The organism is Campylobacter magnus, from assembly GCF_028649595.1.
Taxonomy (GTDB): domain Bacteria; phylum Campylobacterota; class Campylobacteria; order Campylobacterales; family Campylobacteraceae; genus Campylobacter; species Campylobacter magnus.
This window is the reverse complement of record NZ_JAQSLK010000001.1, coordinates 344,748-365,063: the sequence shown is the minus strand read 5'-3', so window position 1 is coordinate 365,063 and position 20,316 is coordinate 344,748. Positions and strand designations below refer to the sequence as shown.

Sequence of the window (20,316 nt, the reverse complement as noted above, 5' to 3'; positions counted from 1 at the left end):
GGAATTCTAGATTTTTGTGTAATTTTAGCTTACAAAAGCTAAAACTTAGAGAAAATGCGCTAGAATTAAGGCTTTATTTTTGGGGGATTGTTTATGAAAAAAGTCCATTTTATCGGCATCGGTGGCATTGGAATTTCAGCTATTGCTAGATTTTTGTTTGAACAAGGCTTTGTAGTAAGTGGCAGTGATATAAAAGAAAGCGAAGTTACAAAAGAGCTTAGCGAAGCTGGCATGAAAATAAGCGTGCCACATAGTAAACAAGCCGTGCTAGATGCTAGTCCTGATTTTGTCGTATACTCAGCTGCTATAAAGCCAAATAATATAGAGTTAGAAGCTGCTAGAAATGCTGGTATAGAGTGTCTTTCACGCAAAGAAGCCCTGCCTTTGGTGCTAAAAGATAAAAAGGTCTTTGCCGTAGCTGGTGCACATGGCAAAAGCACCACAAGCGCAATGCTAGCAAGCCTGCTTGATGGTAGCGTGATAATAGGCGCAGTCTCAAAGCAGTTTGGCTCAAATATGAAATACGAACAAAGCGAAAATGTGATTTTTGAAGCTGATGAGAGTGATTCAAGTTTTCTTAACTCAAATCCCTATCTAGCAATAGTTACAAACGCAGAACCTGAGCATATGGAGCATTATGATTATGACTTGGCTAAGTTTCATGCGGCATATAGGGGCTTTTTGGAGCGTGCGAAGGTGCGTGTGATAAATACTGATGATGAGTTTTTAGGCACGCTTAAGATGGATAGCATTCGGCTAAATGAAGGCGATATTAGCGATATAAAGGTGATTTTGCGTGATAATGAGCCCTTTACTAGCTTTAATCTAAAAGGTCTTGGGCGTTTTGAGGCGTATGGGGCTGGTAAGCATATCGCTGTGGATGCCTCACTAGCAGTGCTTGGGGCAAACTGCGAGGTGGGATTAGAGCTTATAAGGGAGCGGCTAAAAAATTATAGAGGCATAAAAAAACGCTTTGATATACTTGTAGCTAGTCCAAATTACGCTTTAATCGACGACTACGGACACCACCCAACAGAAATCGCAGCCACGCTAAAATCAGCTAGGCTTTATGCTGATTTGCTAGGGCTTAGCAAGATTACAGCGATATTTCAGCCACATCGCTATACTAGACTAAAGGCAAATTTAGATGGCTTTAAGCAGTGTTTTAGCGGAGCTGATGAGCTAGTTGTGTTGCCAGTTTTTGCGGCTGGTGAGGAGCCAAATGATGTGGATTTAAAAGCAGAGTTTAGCACAGCGACCTTTGCTGAAAGAATAGAGCGCAAGGGCGATTTTATCGCTTTTAAAGACAGCTTTGGCGTGGCTCATATACTAAATGACGGACTTGTAATAGGCTTTGGGGCTGGGGATATCTCAGCTCAGCTTAGAGGCAAATAAAATAAGGTAAAAAAAATGCTAAAAAAACTTATAATATTTTTTGGAGTTTTGATGATACTAGGCTGTGGATACAAGCCTGTTAGCGTGCTAACAAAAGAAATAATTGCTGAGAATGTCTATGTAGATGTGGTAATAAAAAAGAGCGACCCAGCAAACTCTGTGGCTATAAAAGATGGCATTAGAGAAGCTGTAATAAAGCGCCTTAATAGAGACCTCTCTAGCCAAAGCGACGCTGATACAGTGATAATAGCAAATATCGCAAATGTAGTTTTTGTGCCTACTTCTTTTGATAGATTTGGCTTTGTAAATGCCTATGAAGCGCAAGTAAGCATAGACTATAAAGTAAAGTTAAGCAGCGGCGAGCCACTAAGTATCATAGCCACTGGCAAAAGCTACTTTCGTATGAACCGTCAAGTGCTAGATACAATCTACACAGATAGCGTAATCACAAATCAAGACCGCTATAATGCTATCTTTGAGGCTAGCAAAGAAAGCTTTGATGAACTAATCGCAAAACTAGCCCTAAAAGGCTATAAGCTAAAAAAGGACTAAGATGGCAACTTTACTTGGCGAAGTCATCAAAGATACTATAAAAGAAGCAGCTCTAAATAAAATCACACTAACCCCAGAAAACTACGCTCAGCTCTTTTGTAAAGTAGCTGCTAGCAAGGGTGTAAGCAGCCCAGAGTGCCAAAAGCTACAAGGCTATATATCTCGCCTTAATGAGCATTTGCAAAATGAAATTTCTAGAATGCCGATGAGAACAGAATCTGAGTTTATCGCCTATCTCATCTCTAGACTAAATAGAGCTAGCAGCGAGAGTGGCGGCAAAATCACCCCTGATCTAATCTCTCTAAATAAAAGCATACTAAATAGTATAAAACTGCTAAGAAACAAAGACGCAACCGATCTAGCAAGTCGCACAATGAGCACTTTAGAGAGTAATCCTAGCGATACAAACCTAAAAATACTGCGTGAAAAATGGCAAAGCTTTATCGCAAACTACGATGATAGCTATATTGATGATCTTAAAAAATACGGCGTAAATAAAAGCGATGATCTAAAAGGCATAATTGATGCTTTAATGAGCTCAAATATTGAAATATCAGGCTCAAAGGATTATTATTTAATAGCTGAGCTAATTTTACACTCGCTTTTGCCAAGCATTACTCCAAAGATGGATGATGAGCTAGAAAGCCTTAGCAAACGCCTTCGTGATATGCCTGAGCTAATAGAAAATGCAAATATGCAAGACGATATCAAAAATCTCATAAATAAGCGCATAGGGCTTGATAGAAATGAGTTTGAAAGCAAAATCTCGGGCCTAGATAAAATTCTAGTAGACATAGAAAACGAGCTTGAAGCCTACTCAAAAAAGCTAGGCTTAGAGCAAAATAACAAGCTAGGTGATATACGCAAAGAGCTAGAGGATCTAGGTGGCAGCAGCGAGTATAAAAATGTAAAAAACAAACTAGAAAATGTCGCAAACTCGATTAGCACAAATCTAAGAGACTTTGAAGTAAAGCTAAATGACTCAAAGCGTGCGATAAAATCGCTTAAAGATCAAATAAGAGAGCTTCAAGAACAGCTAGAAAAATCAGCCAAAGAAGCGCAAAATGACTTTTTAACCGGACTTTATACCAAGCGAGCCTTAGAAGCACAGCTTAACAGAGTTGAAGAAGATTATATAAATAAAGATATAGAATATTGTATATGCTTTTTTGATATTGATCACTTTAAGCATATAAATGATACTTACGGACACAGCGCAGGTGATGTAATACTAGCAAAAATAGGGGGTATCCTACACAAAATGTCGCGCCAAATCGATGTGGTAGCAAGATATGGTGGAGAGGAGTTTGTAGCGATTTTGCCACTTTGTGATTTAAAGCAGGCGCAAAAATACGCAAACGAAATACTGCATAATGTGCACTCATATGAGTTTGTTTACAAACAAAGTAAGTTTAATGTAACTATAAGCTGCGGTATAGCCTCACGCACGCAAACAAAAAGCCGTATAAGCTGTATGGAAAAAGCTGATGAAATGCTCTACGCTGCCAAAAAAGCTGGGCGAAACTGCGTAAAGGTTTTAGAAAGCTAGGGAATTCTAGAATTCCCTACTATGTCATCCCCCAGCTTGAGCTGAGGATCTCTGTGTTAGAGAATTTTGACGGAATTTTAGAATTCTCTATGATGAGATCCCCCAGTCAAGCTGGGGGATGACACAACCTTGGGAATTTTGAACGGAATTTTAGACGGAATTCTAGAATTCCCTAAGGGAATTTAAAAAGTTTATCTAGGAATTCTAGATTTTATTTAGGAAATTCTAGAATTCCTAAGGGTTTTGTAAAGATTTTAAAGAAAGTTTATGAAAAGTCTAAAAGAGTTTTTAAACGCCAAGCCGCTTTATTATGATGAGATTGATTATAGTCGCTTTCCTCGTGCCTTTGAGGCTATAAAAAATGAGCTAGAAATCAAGCCCATCATACATATAATAGGCACAAACGGCAAAGGCAGCACTGGGCGTTTTCTAGCCCTTATTTTAAAGGCAAATGGCAAAAAAGTAGGGCATTACACCAGCCCTCATATTTTTGATTTTAACGAGAGATTTTGGCTTAATGGAGCTTTGGCTAGTGATGATGAGCTAGAACTTGCTCACAAAGAGCTTTTAGAGATTTTTAAAAAAACTAGCGCAGAGCATTTTATAGCGGGGCTTAGCTATTTTGAGTGGGCGACTTTGCTAGCTTGCGTCCTTTTTAGAGATTGTGATGAGTGGATTTTTGAGGCTGGGCTTGGTGGTGAGCATGATGCGACAAATGCTCTGCCAAAAGCCCTTAGCATTTTTACGCCCATTGGACTTGATCACAGGGCTTTTTTAGGGGATAGTTTGGATAGCATTGCTACAACCAAGCTAAATGCGATGAGCAAAAACGCTATAATATCTGCGTTTTTTGCTAGGCTTGATATAGCAAAAAATATAGCAAAGCAAAAAGGAGCAAGCCTAAAAATCGCGCCTAAATGCGCTACTAGCAATGCTAGCAAGATTTATCTAAAACACAAAAGTATTTTTTTGCGCCAAAACTTCGCCCTTGCGCTTTTTAGCGCAAAAAGCCTTGGCGCAAAGTGGGATAAAAGCGTGCTAGCAAAAATGAGCGAGTTTGACCTACAAGCCAGAGCGCAAAAAATCTATCCAAACTTGCTAATTGATGCAGGGCATAACGAACACGCCGCAAAGGCTATAAAAACGCATTTACTCTCTACTTTTGGTAAAAGGGCAACAACGCTAGTATTTAACAGCTTTGATGATAAGGATATAAAAGCCGTGCTAAGCATTTTAGCTCCGTGCTTAAAGCGTATTTTACTCTACACTTATGAGAGCTGCTGGCGCAAACTTGGCACGCAAAATGCTCATAAAATAGCAAATGAATTAGGAATTCCTTGCTGTGATTTTGATAAAACAGAGTTTTTAAAAGAGTTAAAATCAAGGAAAAATAACTTTTTAGTCTTTGGTTCTTTTATGCTAGTAGGCGAGTTTTTAAAGGATTTTAATGGGTTTAAGAAAAAATAAATTTATGATCACCATAACAGATCTAAATGGGTCTAGAAACTTTGTTTTAGGCGATGTAATAAAGCGAATTGCGCTTTATATCGTGCTTGTTTTTGTGCTAATTGGCGTGCTTACTACTTTTTATGTTCGCTATTTGCTAGAAACTACAAATGAAGCCAAAGAGCTAATGAGCGATTTACAACGCCAAAATAGCATGATAAATGAAGCCAAACAAGCTAGCCAGCTAGAACTAGAAAGACTTGAAGGCAAAATCAGCGAACTAGGCGAGCAATACGGCGTGGATCTAAACACTAGCTTAGAAAATGCTACCTTTGTGCAAGATATTGAAAAAATCATGCTCTCAGTGGCTGAGACAAAGGCGCTTTTTGATGGAATTCCAAATGGCGACCCAACAGGTGGGCAAGGCCGCATAAGCGATCATTATGGATATAGAACACATCCTGTTTTACATTATAAGCAACTGCACGCAGGGCTTGATTTTGCCATGCCTGTAGGCACTCCGATTTATGCTACGGCAAATGGCGTGGTGCTAAGTGCTGGTATGCAGCCAGGATATGGACACATGGTAGAAATCAGGCACAACTTTGGCTTTGGTGCTAGATATGGACATTTAAATGGAAAATATGCTGTAAAACAAGGTGATTTTGTGAAAAAAGGTGATATAATAGCTTATAGTGGAAACAGCGGACTTAGCACAGGGCCACATCTACACTATGAGATTCGCTTTATCTCAAAAGCGTTAAATCCTATAAACTTTGTAAATTGGAAACAAGAAAACTATAAAGATATATTCCAAAAGGAAGGACAAATACAATGGCAATCTTTGGTAAAACTGCTATCGCCTCAAATAACAAACAAAGCACAATAATCGGCATGGGGGCGATTTTCAAAGGAAATTTAACTCTAAATTCTATGATATATGTAGATGGCACCATAGAAGGCGATGTAGTCTCAACTGATAGCGTAGTAGTAGGCAAAAATGGCATTTTAAAAGGCGATGTAAAGGCTAAAAAAATCGTTATAAACGGAGAGATTAGAGGTAATGTAGTAGCTGATAGCATAGAAATCCTTGCTGGGGCTACTTTGATGGGTGATATGGAAGTTTACGAGCTTAGCTGTGAGCCTAGTGGCCGTTTTATCGGGCATTGTAAGTATATAGAACAAGAGCTAAGCTCTAGTTACCAAACAATAGAACCAGATAAAGAGTAAAAAAAATGACAAATATACAATCAGCGCTTTTTGAGTATCTAAAAGAGCAAAAAAGCTGTGCTGATGTGATTATATATGACTCTTATGCGCAAGCACTTTTAGCCGCTCATGTAGGAGAGTATCTAGGCTATGAGTGCTTTGTTTTGCCTGAGTTTGTGGCAAAAAAAGGCGATGATTTAAGGGCATTTTGCGCAGAACTGCTTAAAATCAGCGAAACTCTAAGTCATTTTTATAACCTAGAAAAGAAAAAAAAGCTGATTTTAAGCCCAGCAAATACAATCGGCCACCCTTTACCAGCTAAAAAACACTTAGAACAAATTAGGCTAAAATTAGGCGATAAGCTTGATATAAAGGAGCTAAGAGAGAAACTGCTACGCTGTGGATATAGCCTAGTTGATATCGTCCAAGATAAGGCTGAGGCTAGTTTTAGAGGTGAGATAATAGATATTTTTGATGTAGCTAGCTCTAAGCCTGTGAGAATTTTGCTTGATTTTGATGAGATTGAGAGTATTAAAAGCTTTGATGAAGCTACGCAAAAAAGCGATAATGAGCTAAAAGAGTTTAGCATAACCCCTTTTGTGGCTAGTTTTAGTAGTGAGCAGTTTGAGAGACTTAGCGAGCAAATCTCCCACTTACAAACTGATTTTATAGAGCAAAACTTGAATTCTTACGGACTATGGTATATTGATGATTTAGTTGATTTTACTAGTGAGTTTTGCTGTATTTTTGCTAGTGAGGATATAGCTAAAAATAACGCAGAGTTAGGGAATTCTAGAATTCCTTTTATACCAGAGCCAAAGAGATTTAAAGACTTCGAGCCAAAGTTAAATGCTGGCTTTTTTGACTTTCACAGCAACAAAAAAATCACCTTGCTAAGCGCTACTGATAGTGCCATAAGAGCACTAAACCTTAATGAAAATAAAAATCTAGAAACAAAACAAAGCCCAGCGTGGATAAATATCATAAGCGATGATGAAATAATCGTATCTTTAAACCGTCCAAATACCAAACGAAGAGAGAAAAAAGCAAGCGTAGTAATAGGCGAGCTAAACGCAGGTGATTTTGTAGTTCACGAAGATTATGGTATAGGGCGTTTTGTAGGCTTAGAGCAAGCCAGAGTGCTAGGCGTCACGCAAGAGTTTGTAGTAATCACCTATCAAGGTGGAGATAGACTGCTTTTGCCAGCTGGCAATCTAAATCTAATAGATAAATACATCGCAAACTCAGGCTCAGTCCCACAAATAGACAAGCTTGGCAAAGGTGGCTTTGCTAAGATAAAAGAAAAGGTAAAAGAAAAACTCTTTGCCATAGCAAATGCTATCATCGAACTAGCTGCAAAGCGTGAGCTAATAGATGCTAAGGTGCTTGAGGCCAGCGATAAATACGCCGAGTTTAAAAAAATGGCTGGCTTTCTTTACACCACAGATCAGCAAAACGCAGTAGATGCGATTTTTAGCGACCTTAAAAGTGGTAAAGTCATGGATAGATTACTTAGCGGCGATGTAGGCTTTGGCAAGACTGAGGTTGCAATGAATGCAATTTTTGCTAGTGTTTCTAGCAAGGCAGCAGCATTATTTTTTGTGCCTACTACTTTGCTTTGTTCACAGCACTACGCCACGCTAAAAGCTCGCTTTGAGCCCTTTGGTATAAAAGTATACCGCATAGATAGATTTTCTAGCACAAAGCACAAAAACGAAGCCAAAAAAGCCCTAGCAGATGGAGAGCCAGTAGTGGTTATCGGCACTCACTCCCTGCTTAGCCTAGAGGCAAAAAACATAGGCGTGATTATCATAGATGAAGAGCATAAATTTGGCGTCAAACAAAAAGAAAAACTAAAACAAATTAGCCAAAACTCTCATATACTCTCAATGAGTGCTACGCCAATACCTCGTTCGCTAAATATGGCTCTAAGCTCGGTAAAAACATATTCTAGCCTCACTACACCTCCACTTGATCGCCAAGATGTAAGAACCTTTGTGCTAAAGTGGAATGAAACTGCGATAAAAGAAGCCATCATGCGTGAGTTGCGCCGTGGTGGGCAGATATTTTATGTTCATAACCTAATTGCTGATTTGCCTCGCTTGCAAAGAGAGATAAAGGCTATCGTGCCTACCTTGCGTATTTTAGTACTTCATGGCAAAATGGATGCCAAAACTAGCGAAGAAGAGATTTTAAACTTCGCTGATAAAAAATATGATTTACTACTTTGTACTAGCATTGTAGAAAGTGGAATTCACTTGCCAAATGCAAATACGATTTTTATAGATAATTCAAATAAATTTGGCATAGCTGATTTGCATCAGCTTCGTGGCAGAGTAGGGCGTAGCAAAGCTCAGGGCTTTTGCTATTTTCTTGTAGCTGAGGATGCCCAAATCTCAGCTGAGGCTAGCAAAAGACTATTAGCTCTAGAAGCAAACTCGTTTTTAGGCTCAGGGGCGGTGCTTGCCCATCATGACTTAGAGATCAGAGGTGGTGGAAATATCCTAGGCGATGCTCAAAGCGGTCATATAGAAGCAATCGGCTATAGTCTTTATCTAAAAATGCTAGAAAGCGAGATAAATCGCTGTTTAGCCCTAAAAAATGATGAGCAAAACACTCAAAAAGAAAGCCAAAATGTCGATATCCGCCTAAGCATAAATGCTTTTATAAATAGCGAGCTAATTGATTCTAATAGAGTGCGCTTAGAGCTTTATCGCAGGCTTAGTAAATGCGCTAGCGTGGATGAAGTATACGAAATAGGCGCAGAAATAGAAGACCGCTTTGGCAGGCTTGATATCTTTACAAAGCAGTTTTTGGATGTAATTATAATAAAAATCCTAGCCAAAGGCCTTGGTATAAAAGCTATTAGCAATTTTGAGCAAAACATCAGCTTTACGCCTATAAATGGAGAAAAAACCATAATAAAAGCAAAAAGCAAAGACGAAGATGATATAATAGAAGCGATTTTAAATCACCTAAGGAGTAAAAATGCAAATAACTAGCTATGCTATGAACTATTATAACACTCCAGCGCAGTCTAACAACAAAGCAAATGATGTAGAAAATAATGTTGATAACTCAGTTTCAAGCGGAGATAAAACTGCTAATGCTGAAAATAACACACAAAACAATGATAAAAACGCAGGGCAAAAAAATATAGGCGAACTAAGCCTAGAAGAGCAAAGAATAGTAACCGAGCTCCAAGCTGCTGATACTAATGTCCGTGCCCACGAAGCAGCGCATATGGCAGCAGGCGGTGGGCTTACAAGTCCTGCTAGCTATACCTATGAGCGAGGCCCAGATAACAAAATGTATGCCGTAGCTGGCGAGGTAGGTATAAGCACAGGCGAGGGTAACACCCCACAAGAGAGCCTAAATAAAGCCCAGACTATACGCAGAGCAGCCCTAGCTCCAGCTGATCCTAGCCCACAAGATCTAAAAGTAGCCGCTCAGGCTGCTAGTATGGAGATGAGCGCAAGGGCTCAAATAATGCAAGAAAAAATGGCGCAAAACTCGCAAAACACAAATAATAGCAATGAGACTAGCGGTGATGCTGTGAATTCCGCAGAGAATTCCACAGAGAATTCCGCAGAGAATTCTGCTGTGAATTCCACAGAGAATTCCGCAGAGAATTCTAATATAAATTCCGCTGGGAATTCCGCTGGGAATTCCACAGAGAATTCTAATACAAATTCCGCAGAGAATTCTAGAATTCCTAGTATAAATCAGCCTAGTAGCACAGGTGGCTACTACGCAGCTATAAGCGATCCTGCTATAAACTCGCAAATTGCTAGTAATAACCAAAAAAGCGTAATTGGCGCTGGCGTGGACCTAGCTGCTTTAATAGGATAAAAAATGAACTGGCATAAAATAAAAGCTGCAATTGTGCGCTCTGGTAAGATTTGTGCTGTGCATGATATCCAAATCACAGAGCTAAAAAGCCTTTATGGCATAGAGGAGCAAAAAAGACTGCTAAAAGAAAACACAAAACGCTTCATAGAAGGCAAGGGTGCAAATAATGCGCTACTTTGGGGCGAGATGGGATGCGGCAAGTCTAGCTTGGTGCGAGCTGTGTTTTGTAAATACATGGATAAAAATTTACGCTTAATAGAGCTTGGCAGGTTTGAACTAGGCTCGCTTTATGATGTGTTGTGCGTGGTTAGGGAAGCAAAAAGCTTTAAGTTTATTATCTTTTGTGATGATATGAGCTTTGAGAGTAGCGGTAGTGATGTAAGCGAGCTAAAAAGACTTTTAGAAGGAAGCATTGAAAAAGTGCCACAAAATGCGCTATTTTACGCTACTTCAAACCGCAGGCATTTTCTAAAAACCGAAGAAAATAGCGAGAATTTTCTTATAAATAAAGAAAGAATGAGAGAAAATCTCTCTTTGGCTGATAGATTTGGGCTTTGTATTAGTTTTTATGAGATGGATTTTAGCGATTATATCGGCTTTTGCGATGAGCTTTTTGAAGCGCAGAGCTGGGATGAGGATAGAAAAGAAAATATGCACAAGCTAGCTCGCACTTTTAGTGATAGCAAAGCCCTTCGCTCGCCTCGTGCTGCGCAGCAGTTTTTTGCGATGTATGGCGGACAGCTGTGAGTGCTAGTGAGCTATACACCGCCTTAGCTGGCAAAATCAGCCTAAGTGCTAGGCAGTGGTGGCCTGATTATGGCTCGTTTTGGGTGGTAATAGGCGCAATTTTGGGGCAAAATACGAAGTTTGAAAACGCTCTAAAAGCCCTAAATAATCTGCGAAATTATGGCGTGGATAGCTTGGAGAGTTTAGCTAGAATTCCCACCACAAAATTAGCAGAGCTTATTAAACCAGCTGGCTTTTATAACACCAAGGCAAAACGCCTAAACTCTCTTGCTAAGGCAATTTGCGCTGATTTTGGTGATTTTGAGAGTTTTAAGCAAAATGTTAGCAAGCAGTGGCTTTTTTCTCAAAAAGGACTTGGCAGCGAGAGCGTTTATAGCGTGCTTTGCTTTGCTTGCGAGCGTGCCTATATGGTATATGATAGCTATAGCGCAAGGCTTTTAAATGAGCTTGGCTATGAGTTTGAGAGCTATGAAGAGGGTAGGGAGTTTTTAGAAGGGGTTTTAAGCGAGACTGGCGCAAAGGACGGCGCAGGTGAGGAGCTAAGCGAGGCACTGCTGTGTGCGCATTTTCACGCACTTACAACTGAGTTTTGTAAAGCGCATTTAAAAGGCAAAGTTTTTGATAATGAGGCAAAAGAGTTTCTAAAAACTCTTCTTTAACACCAAATTAACAAAAAAAATCTATAATTTCATAAAATTTTTTAAAAGGTGTAAGAATGAAAAAAGTTCTTTTGAGTTCAGTTTTAGTTTTGAGTCTTTTTGGAGCAGGTTTCCAAGATGCTAAAGCCCCAGCTAATCAAGGCAACTATGGCGGCAACTATGGCGGCTTTACAGGCCCACAAGCACAAGGCGCAAACACAGTAGCAGGCGCGCTAAAAGCTTGGGATGATACAATGGTAACGCTAAAAGGCAATATCATCCGCCAAGTAGCACACGAAAAATATGAGTTTAAAGACAGCACCGGCGTCATTATAGTAGAGATTGATGATGATAAATGGTATGGTCTCTCAGTCGGCCCAAATGATGTAGTAGAAATCTACGGCGAGGTTGATAGCGAGATTTATCGCAAAAATGAAATCGATGTGAAATTTATAAAAAAACTAAATTAAACTCTCTAAGGAATTCTAGATAAAAGTCCAAGGAATTCTAGAATTCCCTAGAATAAATTCTAGAATTCTCTAAATAAATTCTAGAATTCCTAAAATAAAATCTAGAATTCCCTAGAATAAATTCTAGAATTCTCTAAATAACTTCTAGAATTCCCAAAATAAATTCTGGAATTCCCTAAAACTAAATTTAGAATTTCTAGCAAAATTCTAGAATTCCTAGTCAAAAATCACTAGGAATTCTAGAATTCCCAAGCCTTGTGTCATCCCCCGACTTGATCGGGGGATCTCATCACAGAGAATTCTAGAATTCCATATAAAGATCCTCGGGTCAAGCCCGAGGATGACATAGTAGGAAATTCTAGAATTCCCTAAGCAAAATCTAGAATTCCCTAAAAATACCCCTAATCCCAACCAGCGGATGTGAAACAAAAAAACTACTTTAATTTTAAAAGCTCTCTTTTTAGGGCTTTTTGAGCTAGGTTTTCTATCACAGTTATGAGCTGGGTGTCTTTTAGAGCGTAGACATAGGGCGAGTGAGCGACGCTGATTTGCCCGTTTTTGCTCTCTATTTTATACTTCACATCGTAGGCTTTGGCGACTTTTTCAAAGTTTTTTGGCTCTACGCAGATAGCATCAGCGCGAAAGTGTTTGGCGTACTCATCACAAGCTTTTAGGCTATCTCTTTGTTTATCCACGCTTATAAAGATGATTTGCGCATCAAGTCCTAGCTCATCAAGGGCGTTATTTAGCAAGTATAGCGTGGCAGGACAAACATCAGGGCAGTTTGTGTAGCCAAAGTAGAGCAAAGCAGGCTTATCAAGGCGAGAAAGAGCAAACTCGCCACGAACGCTTTTTGCGCTAAAATCGTATTTACTAGCTCCCAAAACAGCACCAAGACCTAGAAAAATAAGGGCTAAAAAAAGTAAAATTAAGACTTTTTTCACAATTTACCTTTGAAGTTTTGAGTAAATTATACACAAAAAGCAAAAAAATTACCAAATTATTAAGAAAATATGCGAATTTTTTGCTAAAATCTCGCAAAAAATTTTTTAAGGGGAAAATATGGCAAAAAAATACATTGATATTATGGACACTACTTTTCGTGATGGCTTTCAAAGCGTCTTTGGCGCAAGGGTAGCTATGAACGATTTCTTACCAGCAGTTAGCGCAGCGCGTGAGGCTGGCATTAGCCACTTTGAGTTTGGCGGTGGTGCGAGATTTCAAAGCTTGTTTTTTTATCTAAATGAAAATGCTTTTGATATGATGGATAAATTCCGTGAAGCAGCTGGCAAGGACGCTGTGCTTCAAACTCTAAGCCGTGGTGTAAATACCGTGACTTTGGATACTGGAAGCCGTGAAATAGTAGATTTGCACGCAAAAATGTTTGCTAAACACAATACTGATGTAATCCGCAACTTTGATGCGCTAAATGATGTTAAAAATCTAGAATTCAGTGCTGGGAGTATCAAAAAACATGGCGCAAAACACGAAGTAGTAGTAACTATGATGGATTTGCCAGCAGGGCTAGAAGGAGCACATGATGCGGCTTTTTATGAGAGAATTTTGCGTGAAATTCTAGATGCTGGAATTCCTTATGATAGCGTGTGTTTTAAAGACGCAAGCGGCACAAGCAGCCCACAAAAAGTATATGAAACTATAAAAATGGCTCGCTCTTTGCTAGGGGATGGAGTTCACATCCGCCTTCACACGCACGAGACAGCAGGCGTTAGTGTAGCGTGCTACTTAGCAGCTCTTGAAGCAGGAGTTAGTGGAATAGACCTAGCTGCTAGCCCAGTAAGCGGAGGCACAAGCCAGCCTGATATACTTACAATGCTACACGCTGTTAAGGGCAAGAACTATGACCTAGGCGGCTTAGAGCCTGAAAAGATTTTAAAATACGAAGAAGTTTTAAATGAGTGCTTAAAAGATTATTTCTTGCCGCCTGAGGCTACGCAAGTAAGCCCGCTCATACCTTTTTCACCTATGCCAGGTGGGGCTCTTACAGCAAATACTCAAATGATGAGAGATAATAAAATCTTGGATAAATTCCCAGCTGTAATAAAGGCTATGCGTGAGGTAGTAAGAGTAGGTGGCTTTGGCACGAGCGTAACGCCTGTTAGTCAGTTTTATTTCCAACAAGCTTTTAATAATGTAATGTTTGGTGATTGGGCGAAAATTGCTCCAGGATATGGAAAAATGGTGCTAGGCTACTTTGGCAAGACCCCAGTAGAACCTGATGCTAATATCGTAAAAATCGCTAGTGAGCAGCTTGGCTTAGAGCCTACAAAAGAAGCAGCTATCGATATAGCTGACCGTGATGAGAGCAAAAAGCTAAGCTCAATTGCTAAAGTTTTAGAAGAAAACGGCATTGAAAAAACTGATGAAAATCTTTTCATCGTAGCAGCTTGTGGGCAAAAAGGCGTGGCGTTTTTAAAAGGTGAAGCTAAGGTAATGATACGCAAAAATAATAGCGCAAAAGATGGAAAATACCTTGTAAGCGTAAATGGCAACAAATACCATGTAAGCGTAGATGGCAATGAAATCAGCGTAAATGGCACTACTTATAATGTAGATTTAGAGGCTGATAAAGGTACGCCGGTGGGCAAAAAACCTGAGCCTAAAAAAGAGGGCAAAAAGGCTGTGGGCAACGAAAATGAAGTAGTAGCAAGCATGAGCGCAAATGTCTTTAAAGTCCAAGTAGCAGTAGGGGATAAAGTAATAGCAGGTCAAAGCCTAATCGTGCTAGAAGCTATGAAAATGGAAATACCGATTGAAAGCCCTAGGGATGGAGAAGTGGCTGAGATACTAACGCAAAAAGGCGCAACTGTTAGCACAGGCGATGTGCTTGTAAAACTAAAATAGGGAATTCTAGAATTCTATTGTGAAATTTTCTAGGGAATTCTAGAATTATGCTTAGGAATTTTAGAATTCCATACTATGTCATCCCCCAGCTTGACCCGAGGATCTCTGTGCTAGGGAATTCTAAAATTCCGTTATTGCGGAATTTTAGATTATTTATGATGAGATCCCCCAAAGGGGCTGGGGGATGACACAACCCTTAGGGAATTCTAGAATTCTTTGTGAAATTTGTTAAGGAATTCTAGAATTCCTTAAAAATAATATTGCTACAAAAACTGGAATAAAAAATGAAAAACTTTATACTTGATAAAATCTTTGTGACTTCTAGCCAGCCGGTGCTTTTTGGGAATTTACTTGAGGCAAATGCGCTATTTAATGAGGGCATGCTAGTTGATCCTGCTAAGCTAAACTTTCGCTTTAATTACTTTTGGCTTTATTTGATTTATGGTTTGCTTTGCGTGGTGCTTTTAACACTTGGAATTCTAGTTTTACACAGTAGTTTTAAAAATATTGATTTACACTTTAGCATTATAAGCACGATGCTTATAACCTCGGCTGTGTTTGTGGGCTTTGATGTATTTAAGCGCTGGGCTAGAAAAGAAATCTCAGCTAAGCGTATTAGACAGGCGTGGGAGCTACACTTTGCTTTTTTTGAGTATGAAAAATACAGCAAAATCATAGAAAATATCTACAATGAGGCCTTAAAAGAGAAAATCTCAAGCAGCGAACTAGAAAAATTTGTGCTTGAAAAAGTGGTGAATAATAAGGAAAATTTGTAAAAGCCTAGTTATTTTGCTAGGCTTGTAAGGTTTATGAAATCTTTGCTATCGTTCTTAAGCAAACACAGTTTTCGCCTTTTTTTGGTGCAAAATCGGAACTTTCTTCTAAACTTACAATTTTGAAACCTAATTTTTCTAAATTATTTTTTAAAATGTTTTTATCTATAAAGCGTCTGTAATGTCCATCTAGTATAAACTCCCTTTTGCCCACAGCTTCTCCGTGACCAAATTTTCCGTCATTTATGGAGCGTGCTTCTATGAAAAAAAGTCCATTTTTATTTAGCATTTTTGCGATATTTTCAAAAAGTGCTTTTTCTTGTTCATCATTTATAGCATGCAAAGTAAAACGAGAATAACAAAAATCAAAACCTTGTTTATATATCTCTAAATCAGAAGTAAAATCAGCACAAATAAAGTTTGTATCACTTTTGTTATTAAAAATTTCAAGTTTTGAAATGCTGACATCTGAACTATCAATAGCTGTAACATTTATATTGTTTTTTATAAAAAACAAGCTATCTCTACCATTTCCACAGCCAAACTCCACAAGTCTAGCCCCACTTTTATCATACAAAAAATTATCAAAAACAAATTTAGCAAATGAGCTAGGATTGCTTATTTCATCGTGTTTTGAGCTATAGAATTTATCCCAATATACTCTATCATCTATCATTTGAGTATCCTAAAAATTTTAAAATTTCTTTTATATTTTCTTCCAAATTGCCTGCGCCATTTATTGTTATGTTTGGTTTTGGCTCATCGTAGGCAATATCCACGCCTACTACATCTTTTTGAAGTCCAGCTTTTGCTTTGCTATAAAGCCCTTTTTGATCTCTTTTTTCTAGCACTTCAATCGGGCATTTTATGTAGATTTCAATGTATTTTAGATGATTTTTTTCGCAGAGTTCTCTATTGTGCTTGTAGCACTCATTAAAGAGTGAAATAGCGGTGTGAACCACGCAAAAGCCTTGCTTGGCTAGTGCTACGCAAAGAGCAATTTTTTTTCTAGTTATGTTTATGCGAGCTTCTTTTGAGTAGCCAAAACTATGCTCAAAAACCTCTCTAAAATCATCGCCGTCTGTGTAAATCACGCCTTTGCTTTTTAGCTCGCCTTTTGCGTGAAGTTCTTCAAGTTTAGCACAAAGTGCTTTTGCGGTGGTAGTTTTACCAGCACCAGCTAGACCATTTATCCAGATTATTTGTCCCATTTTTGTCCCATGTTTGTCTTGTAAAAATCAAGTAATTTTGCCTTTTAAATTCTTTAAAATCGCTTATAAACTAGAATTTGGCACGGATTTTGCTTGAAAATCACAAAAGGAATACAATGAACAGCTACGAATACGAAGAACAAATAAAACAAATCTGTGCAAAAGGCGATTTTTCTTCGCTTGATACTTTTGAGAAAAACCTAATCGCCATTGATAGCTACTCAAGGGCTTTGGCTAAAAAGCTTTTAGAAACTAGGGGGAATCACACTTATAAGGTAATTTTTGATGATGATTTGCTTGGCCTTAATATAGATTTTGGCAGTGGAGCAAGGCTTTATAATGACCCAAAAAGCGAGATTAAAGCTAGGTTAAATGAGCTAGGCGGTAAGTATTTTTTATATCCTGCGATTTTTATGTATGGACTAGGAAATGGTGCGCTTATTTCAGCATTGCTTACTAATGAAAACCATAAAACAATAATCGTCTTTGAACCAGATATCCAGGTGCTTTTTATAGTGCTAAACTTCATCGATTTTAGTGCGTGGCTTTTAAAAAATCGCCTTGTGATTTTGAGTAGCGATGTGTGCGATTTTAGCATGTATTGCGACCTTTGCGGTCTTGATGGAGTGTTTAAAAGTTGCAATATCTTTGAACTGCTTATAAACACACCTGCTTATAATGTATTTTTAGAGGATTTTGCAAAGGTAGGGCAGGAGTTTGTGCAAATGTTTCAATGGAAGCTAGAGTGCTATGGAGCAGATGCTGATGATACGATGACAGGCATAAATCAAACTTTGGCTAATATCCCAGATATGTTAGCTGGCATACCACTATCAAAAATCATAAAAGAAAGAAAAAACAAAGTAAAAACCGCAATAATAGTATCAACTGGGCCAAGTTTAACAAAACAGCTAGAATTGCTAAAAGAAATAAAAGATAAAGCCACGATAATAAGCGTTGATTCTAGCTATGAAATACTAAAAAAACACGGCATAAAGCCAGATTTTGTGGTATCACTAGAGAGAATAGAGCTTACATCTAAGTTTTTTGAAAGTCCAGTTTCTAGTTTTGATGATGATACTATTTTTATGCTCTCAAGTCTAACGCATAAAAAAAGTGTAGAATATGTAAAAGCTCGCAATTATAGCCTTGTTTTAAAGCCACTAAATTTTGAGCTAGGATTTAAGGACAATGACTTTGGTTATCTAAGCGGTGGGCATTCGTGCGCACATTTGGGCTATGATTTGGCTGTGGCATTAGAGCATGAAAAAATCGTGCTTATCGGTCAAGATTTAGCCTTTGGAAATGATAATATCACTCACGCAGATGGTCACGCATACAAAAGAGTGGCAAATGAAAAATATGACAAACTAGAACAAGCCCTAGCTTATGGTGGTAAAGGACAGGTGCTAAGCACTGCTGTTTGGGGAGTGTTTAGAAAAGAGTTTGAGCTTTTGTTTCAAAAGAATAAAACCCCAGCCTATAACTGCACAGAGGGTGGTTCTAGGATAGAAGGTGCGATAGAAAAGCCTTTTAAAGAGCTTTGTGAGATTATAAAAAATGAAAATAAACCTAAGTTTAGAGTGCCAAAACCGCTAAGTGTAAATGAGCAAAGCTCAAAAATGCTTAGCTACACTGCCAAGCTAAAAAGCGCAGTAGAACTAGGCAAAGATTTTGTAAAAAAAGCTAGCGATATTGATAAGACTATAAAAATAGCCTTAAAATCAAATAATGTAGAGTTGATGAAAAATACTTCCCAGCTAGCCAGGGAGCTAAAAATAATCTTTGAAAACAAGCTTTTTGAGAGCTTTTTTATGCAGCTTTGTGGCACTACAATAAAAACAAAAGAAATGGAACTAACCAAAATCATAGTTCAAAACATAGAGCTAAATGAAAAGCTAAAAAATGCCTTAGAGCTTGATATGGCACTCTTTAAAAGCGTAAGTGGCTTTGTAAAGCAAATAAATGAGAGCATTGAAAAATATTTTTTAGCAAAGAGTAAAGTATGACAAACATTTTAATTACCGGTGCTGATGGCTTTATTGGCTCGCATTTAACTGAGTTTATTTACAAAGAGAGTAAAAACGAAGCAAGCCCCTTTTTTGGCGCAAAGATTAGGGCTTTAAGCCAGTATAATTCTTTTAATTACTGGGGCTGGCTTGAAGATATAGAGGCTGTGAAAAAGAAAGATATCGAAGTGCTTTGCGGCGACATTAGAGATCCGCATTTTTGTAAAAATATCACAAAAGGCGTGGATATTATCTTTCATTTAGCAGCTCTCATTGCTATTCCTTACTCGTATATCGCACCTGATAGCTACCTTGATACAAATGCAAAAGGCACGCTAAATATCTGCCAGGCAGCCCTTGAAAATGGCGTAAAGCGTGTGATTCACACTAGCACTAGCGAGGTTTATGGCACGGCAAAATATGTGCCGATTGATGAAAATCACCCCTTACAGCCACAAAGTCCATATAGTGCGAGCAAAATCGCAGCTGATATGATGGCTCTAAGTTTTTATAATGCTTTTAATCTTGAAGTAGTGGTGGCACGTCCTTTTAACACCTATGGTCCTCGCCAAAGTGCTAGGGCTGTGATACCTACTATAATCACGCAAATCGCAAGTGGCGCAAAGCAAATCAAATTAGGTGATACCACGCCGACAAGGGACTTTAACTATGTTTTAGATACAGTTAGGGGCTTTGCGCTGCTTGCTAGTGCTAAAAATATCGCTGGGCAGGTTATCAATATAGGCAGTGGCTTTGAAATAAGTGTGGGAGATACGCTAAAACTGATAAAAGAGCTTATGAGTAGCGATGTGGAGTTTGTTCTAGAGAATTCTAGAATTCGCCCTAGTACTAGCGAGGTTTTTCGCCTTTGCTGCGATAACTCTAAGATAAAAAAACTTTGCGGTTTCAAGCCAAAATATAGCTTAGAGCAAGGCCTAAAAGAGACTATTTCGTGGTTTAGCAAGGCTGAAAATCTAGCAAAATATAAAGCAGGAATTTATAATGTCTGAAAAAATCGTGCTTGTAGGAGCTGGCGGACACGCAAAAAGCCTAATAGATGTAATTGAGCTAGAAAATAGATTTAGAATTCTAGGTCTTATTGACAACGCTAAAAAAGGCGATGTGCTAGGATACAAGATACTTGGTGGCGATGAAATTTTAAAAGAAATCAAAAGCGAGTGTGCTAATGCGATAGTCGCTGTAGGACAGATAAAATCAGCTAAAATTAGAATTTCCCTTTTTAACAAGCTAAAAGAGCTGGGATTTAACCTACCTGTGATTATCTCGCCGCTTGCTTATGTCTCAAAGCACGCTAGCATAGGCGTAGGCACAGCTGTGATGCACTACGCCTTTATAAACGCAGGAGCAAAAGTGGGTGAAAACTGTATCATAAACACAAAAGCACTCATAGAACACGATGCTGTGGTGGGAGATAACTGTCACATAAGCACCGCAAGTGTGATAAATGGAGACGCAGTCGTGGGAGATGGAGTATTTTTTGGCTCAAACGCCACAGCAAAAAATGGCGTGATAATAGAGCAAAACTCACTAATACCTATGGCAAGTAGTGTAAAATGGGGGGGGGAGCGCTAAAAAGTAGAAT

At 38.6% G+C, this 20,316-nt stretch carries 19 protein-coding genes; 16 read left to right on the top strand and 3 right to left on the bottom strand.

The window, feature by feature from the left end; genetic code table 11:
- Positions 1-93: 93 nt before the first annotated feature.
- From murC to PTQ34_RS01620, 11 genes are all read left to right on the top strand, one after another.
- Positions 94-1,395 carry a UDP-N-acetylmuramate--L-alanine ligase gene (gene murC / locus PTQ34_RS01670; RefSeq protein WP_273931736.1) on the top strand — a complete coding sequence of 434 codons (1,302 nt, stop codon included), beginning with the start codon at positions 94-96 and terminating at the stop codon, positions 1,393-1,395.
- A 15-nt stretch (positions 1,396-1,410) separates the two neighbouring features.
- Positions 1,411-1,947 carry an LPS assembly lipoprotein LptE gene (lptE, locus tag PTQ34_RS01665; RefSeq protein ID WP_273931735.1) on the top strand — a complete coding sequence of 179 codons (537 nt, stop codon included), beginning with the start codon at positions 1,411-1,413 and terminating at the stop codon, positions 1,945-1,947.
- 1 nt (position 1,948) lies between these two features.
- On the top strand, positions 1,949-3,496 hold the full coding sequence (locus PTQ34_RS01660) for a GGDEF domain-containing protein (protein WP_273931734.1): 1,548 nt from the start codon (positions 1,949-1,951) through the stop codon (positions 3,494-3,496).
- Between the two features lie 267 nt (positions 3,497-3,763).
- Entirely contained in the window at positions 3,764-4,963 is a 1,200-nt protein-coding gene (locus tag PTQ34_RS01655; protein ID WP_273931733.1) for a folylpolyglutamate synthase/dihydrofolate synthase family protein, read from the top strand.
- A complete protein-coding gene (locus tag PTQ34_RS01650; protein WP_273931732.1) occupies positions 4,944-5,831 on the top strand; it encodes a peptidoglycan DD-metalloendopeptidase family protein in 888 nt (295 codons plus the stop codon). The genes PTQ34_RS01655 and PTQ34_RS01650 overlap by 20 nt, the downstream gene beginning before the upstream one ends.
- Positions 5,777-6,172 (top strand): bactofilin family protein, encoded by a 396-nt coding sequence (locus PTQ34_RS01645; RefSeq protein WP_273931731.1) that lies wholly within the window; start codon positions 5,777-5,779, stop codon positions 6,170-6,172. Before PTQ34_RS01650 ends, PTQ34_RS01645 begins: the two co-directional genes overlap by 55 nt.
- Positions 6,173-6,186: 14 nt before the next feature.
- Positions 6,187-9,153: a DEAD/DEAH box helicase gene (locus PTQ34_RS01640; protein ID WP_404814896.1), complete on the top strand. Its 2,967-nt coding sequence runs from the start codon at positions 6,187-6,189 to the stop codon at positions 9,151-9,153.
- A complete protein-coding gene (locus PTQ34_RS01635) occupies positions 9,140-10,003 on the top strand; it encodes a putative metalloprotease CJM1_0395 family protein (RefSeq protein ID WP_273931729.1) in 864 nt (287 codons plus the stop codon). Before PTQ34_RS01640 ends, PTQ34_RS01635 begins: the two co-directional genes overlap by 14 nt.
- Before the next feature lie 3 nt (positions 10,004-10,006).
- Positions 10,007-10,750, top strand: a complete 744-nt coding sequence (locus PTQ34_RS01630; RefSeq protein WP_273931728.1) for a DUF815 domain-containing protein — start codon at positions 10,007-10,009, stop codon at positions 10,748-10,750.
- Positions 10,747-11,409, top strand: coding sequence for a 3-methyladenine DNA glycosylase (locus PTQ34_RS01625; RefSeq protein WP_273931280.1), 663 nt, complete (start codon positions 10,747-10,749; stop codon positions 11,407-11,409). The genes PTQ34_RS01630 and PTQ34_RS01625 overlap by 4 nt, the downstream gene beginning before the upstream one ends.
- A gap of 56 nt (positions 11,410-11,465) precedes the next feature.
- The gene (locus PTQ34_RS01620; RefSeq protein WP_273931727.1) at positions 11,466-11,858 is read left to right on the top strand and encodes a NirD/YgiW/YdeI family stress tolerance protein; all 393 of its coding nucleotides are present in this window, start codon (positions 11,466-11,468) and stop codon (positions 11,856-11,858) included.
- A 434-nt stretch (positions 11,859-12,292) separates the two neighbouring features.
- On the opposite strand, the gene PTQ34_RS01615 is transcribed toward PTQ34_RS01620, so the two are convergent.
- A complete protein-coding gene (locus tag PTQ34_RS01615) occupies positions 12,293-12,802 on the bottom strand; it encodes an SCO family protein (RefSeq protein ID WP_273931726.1) in 510 nt (169 codons plus the stop codon).
- A gap of 118 nt (positions 12,803-12,920) precedes the next feature.
- On the opposite strand from PTQ34_RS01615, the gene PTQ34_RS01610 reads away from it, so the two are divergent.
- Together PTQ34_RS01610 and PTQ34_RS01605 are read left to right on the top strand one after the other, a co-directional pair.
- Entirely contained in the window at positions 12,921-14,720 is a 1,800-nt protein-coding gene (locus PTQ34_RS01610) for a biotin/lipoyl-containing protein (RefSeq protein WP_273931725.1), read from the top strand.
- Positions 14,721-15,004: 284 nt separating this feature from the next.
- Positions 15,005-15,496, top strand: a complete 492-nt coding sequence (locus PTQ34_RS01605) for a hypothetical protein (protein ID WP_273931724.1) — start codon at positions 15,005-15,007, stop codon at positions 15,494-15,496.
- 31 nt (positions 15,497-15,527) lie between these two features.
- Here PTQ34_RS01605 and PTQ34_RS01600 read toward each other — a convergent pair whose 3' ends face one another.
- On the bottom strand, positions 15,528-16,169 hold the full coding sequence (locus tag PTQ34_RS01600; protein ID WP_273931723.1) for a class I SAM-dependent methyltransferase: 642 nt from the start codon (positions 16,167-16,169) through the stop codon (positions 15,528-15,530).
- Positions 16,159-16,704 (bottom strand): adenylyl-sulfate kinase, encoded by a 546-nt coding sequence (locus PTQ34_RS01595; RefSeq protein ID WP_273931722.1) that lies wholly within the window; start codon positions 16,702-16,704, stop codon positions 16,159-16,161. Before PTQ34_RS01595 ends, PTQ34_RS01600 begins: the two co-directional genes overlap by 11 nt.
- A gap of 116 nt (positions 16,705-16,820) precedes the next feature.
- Between PTQ34_RS01595 and PTQ34_RS01590 the strand changes: the two genes are divergently transcribed.
- The 3 genes from PTQ34_RS01590 to PTQ34_RS01580 are packed head-to-tail and all read left to right on the top strand — an operon-like array spanning position 16,821 to position 20,306.
- Positions 16,821-18,713, top strand: a complete 1,893-nt coding sequence (locus tag PTQ34_RS01590; RefSeq protein WP_273931721.1) for a motility associated factor glycosyltransferase family protein — start codon at positions 16,821-16,823, stop codon at positions 18,711-18,713.
- Positions 18,710-19,723, top strand: a complete 1,014-nt coding sequence (locus PTQ34_RS01585; protein WP_273931720.1) for an NAD-dependent 4,6-dehydratase LegB — start codon at positions 18,710-18,712, stop codon at positions 19,721-19,723. Before PTQ34_RS01590 ends, PTQ34_RS01585 begins: the two co-directional genes overlap by 4 nt.
- Positions 19,716-20,306, top strand: coding sequence for a NeuD/PglB/VioB family sugar acetyltransferase (locus tag PTQ34_RS01580; protein WP_273931719.1), 591 nt, complete (start codon positions 19,716-19,718; stop codon positions 20,304-20,306). The genes PTQ34_RS01585 and PTQ34_RS01580 overlap by 8 nt, the downstream gene beginning before the upstream one ends.
- Positions 20,307-20,316: the final 10 nt, after the last annotated feature.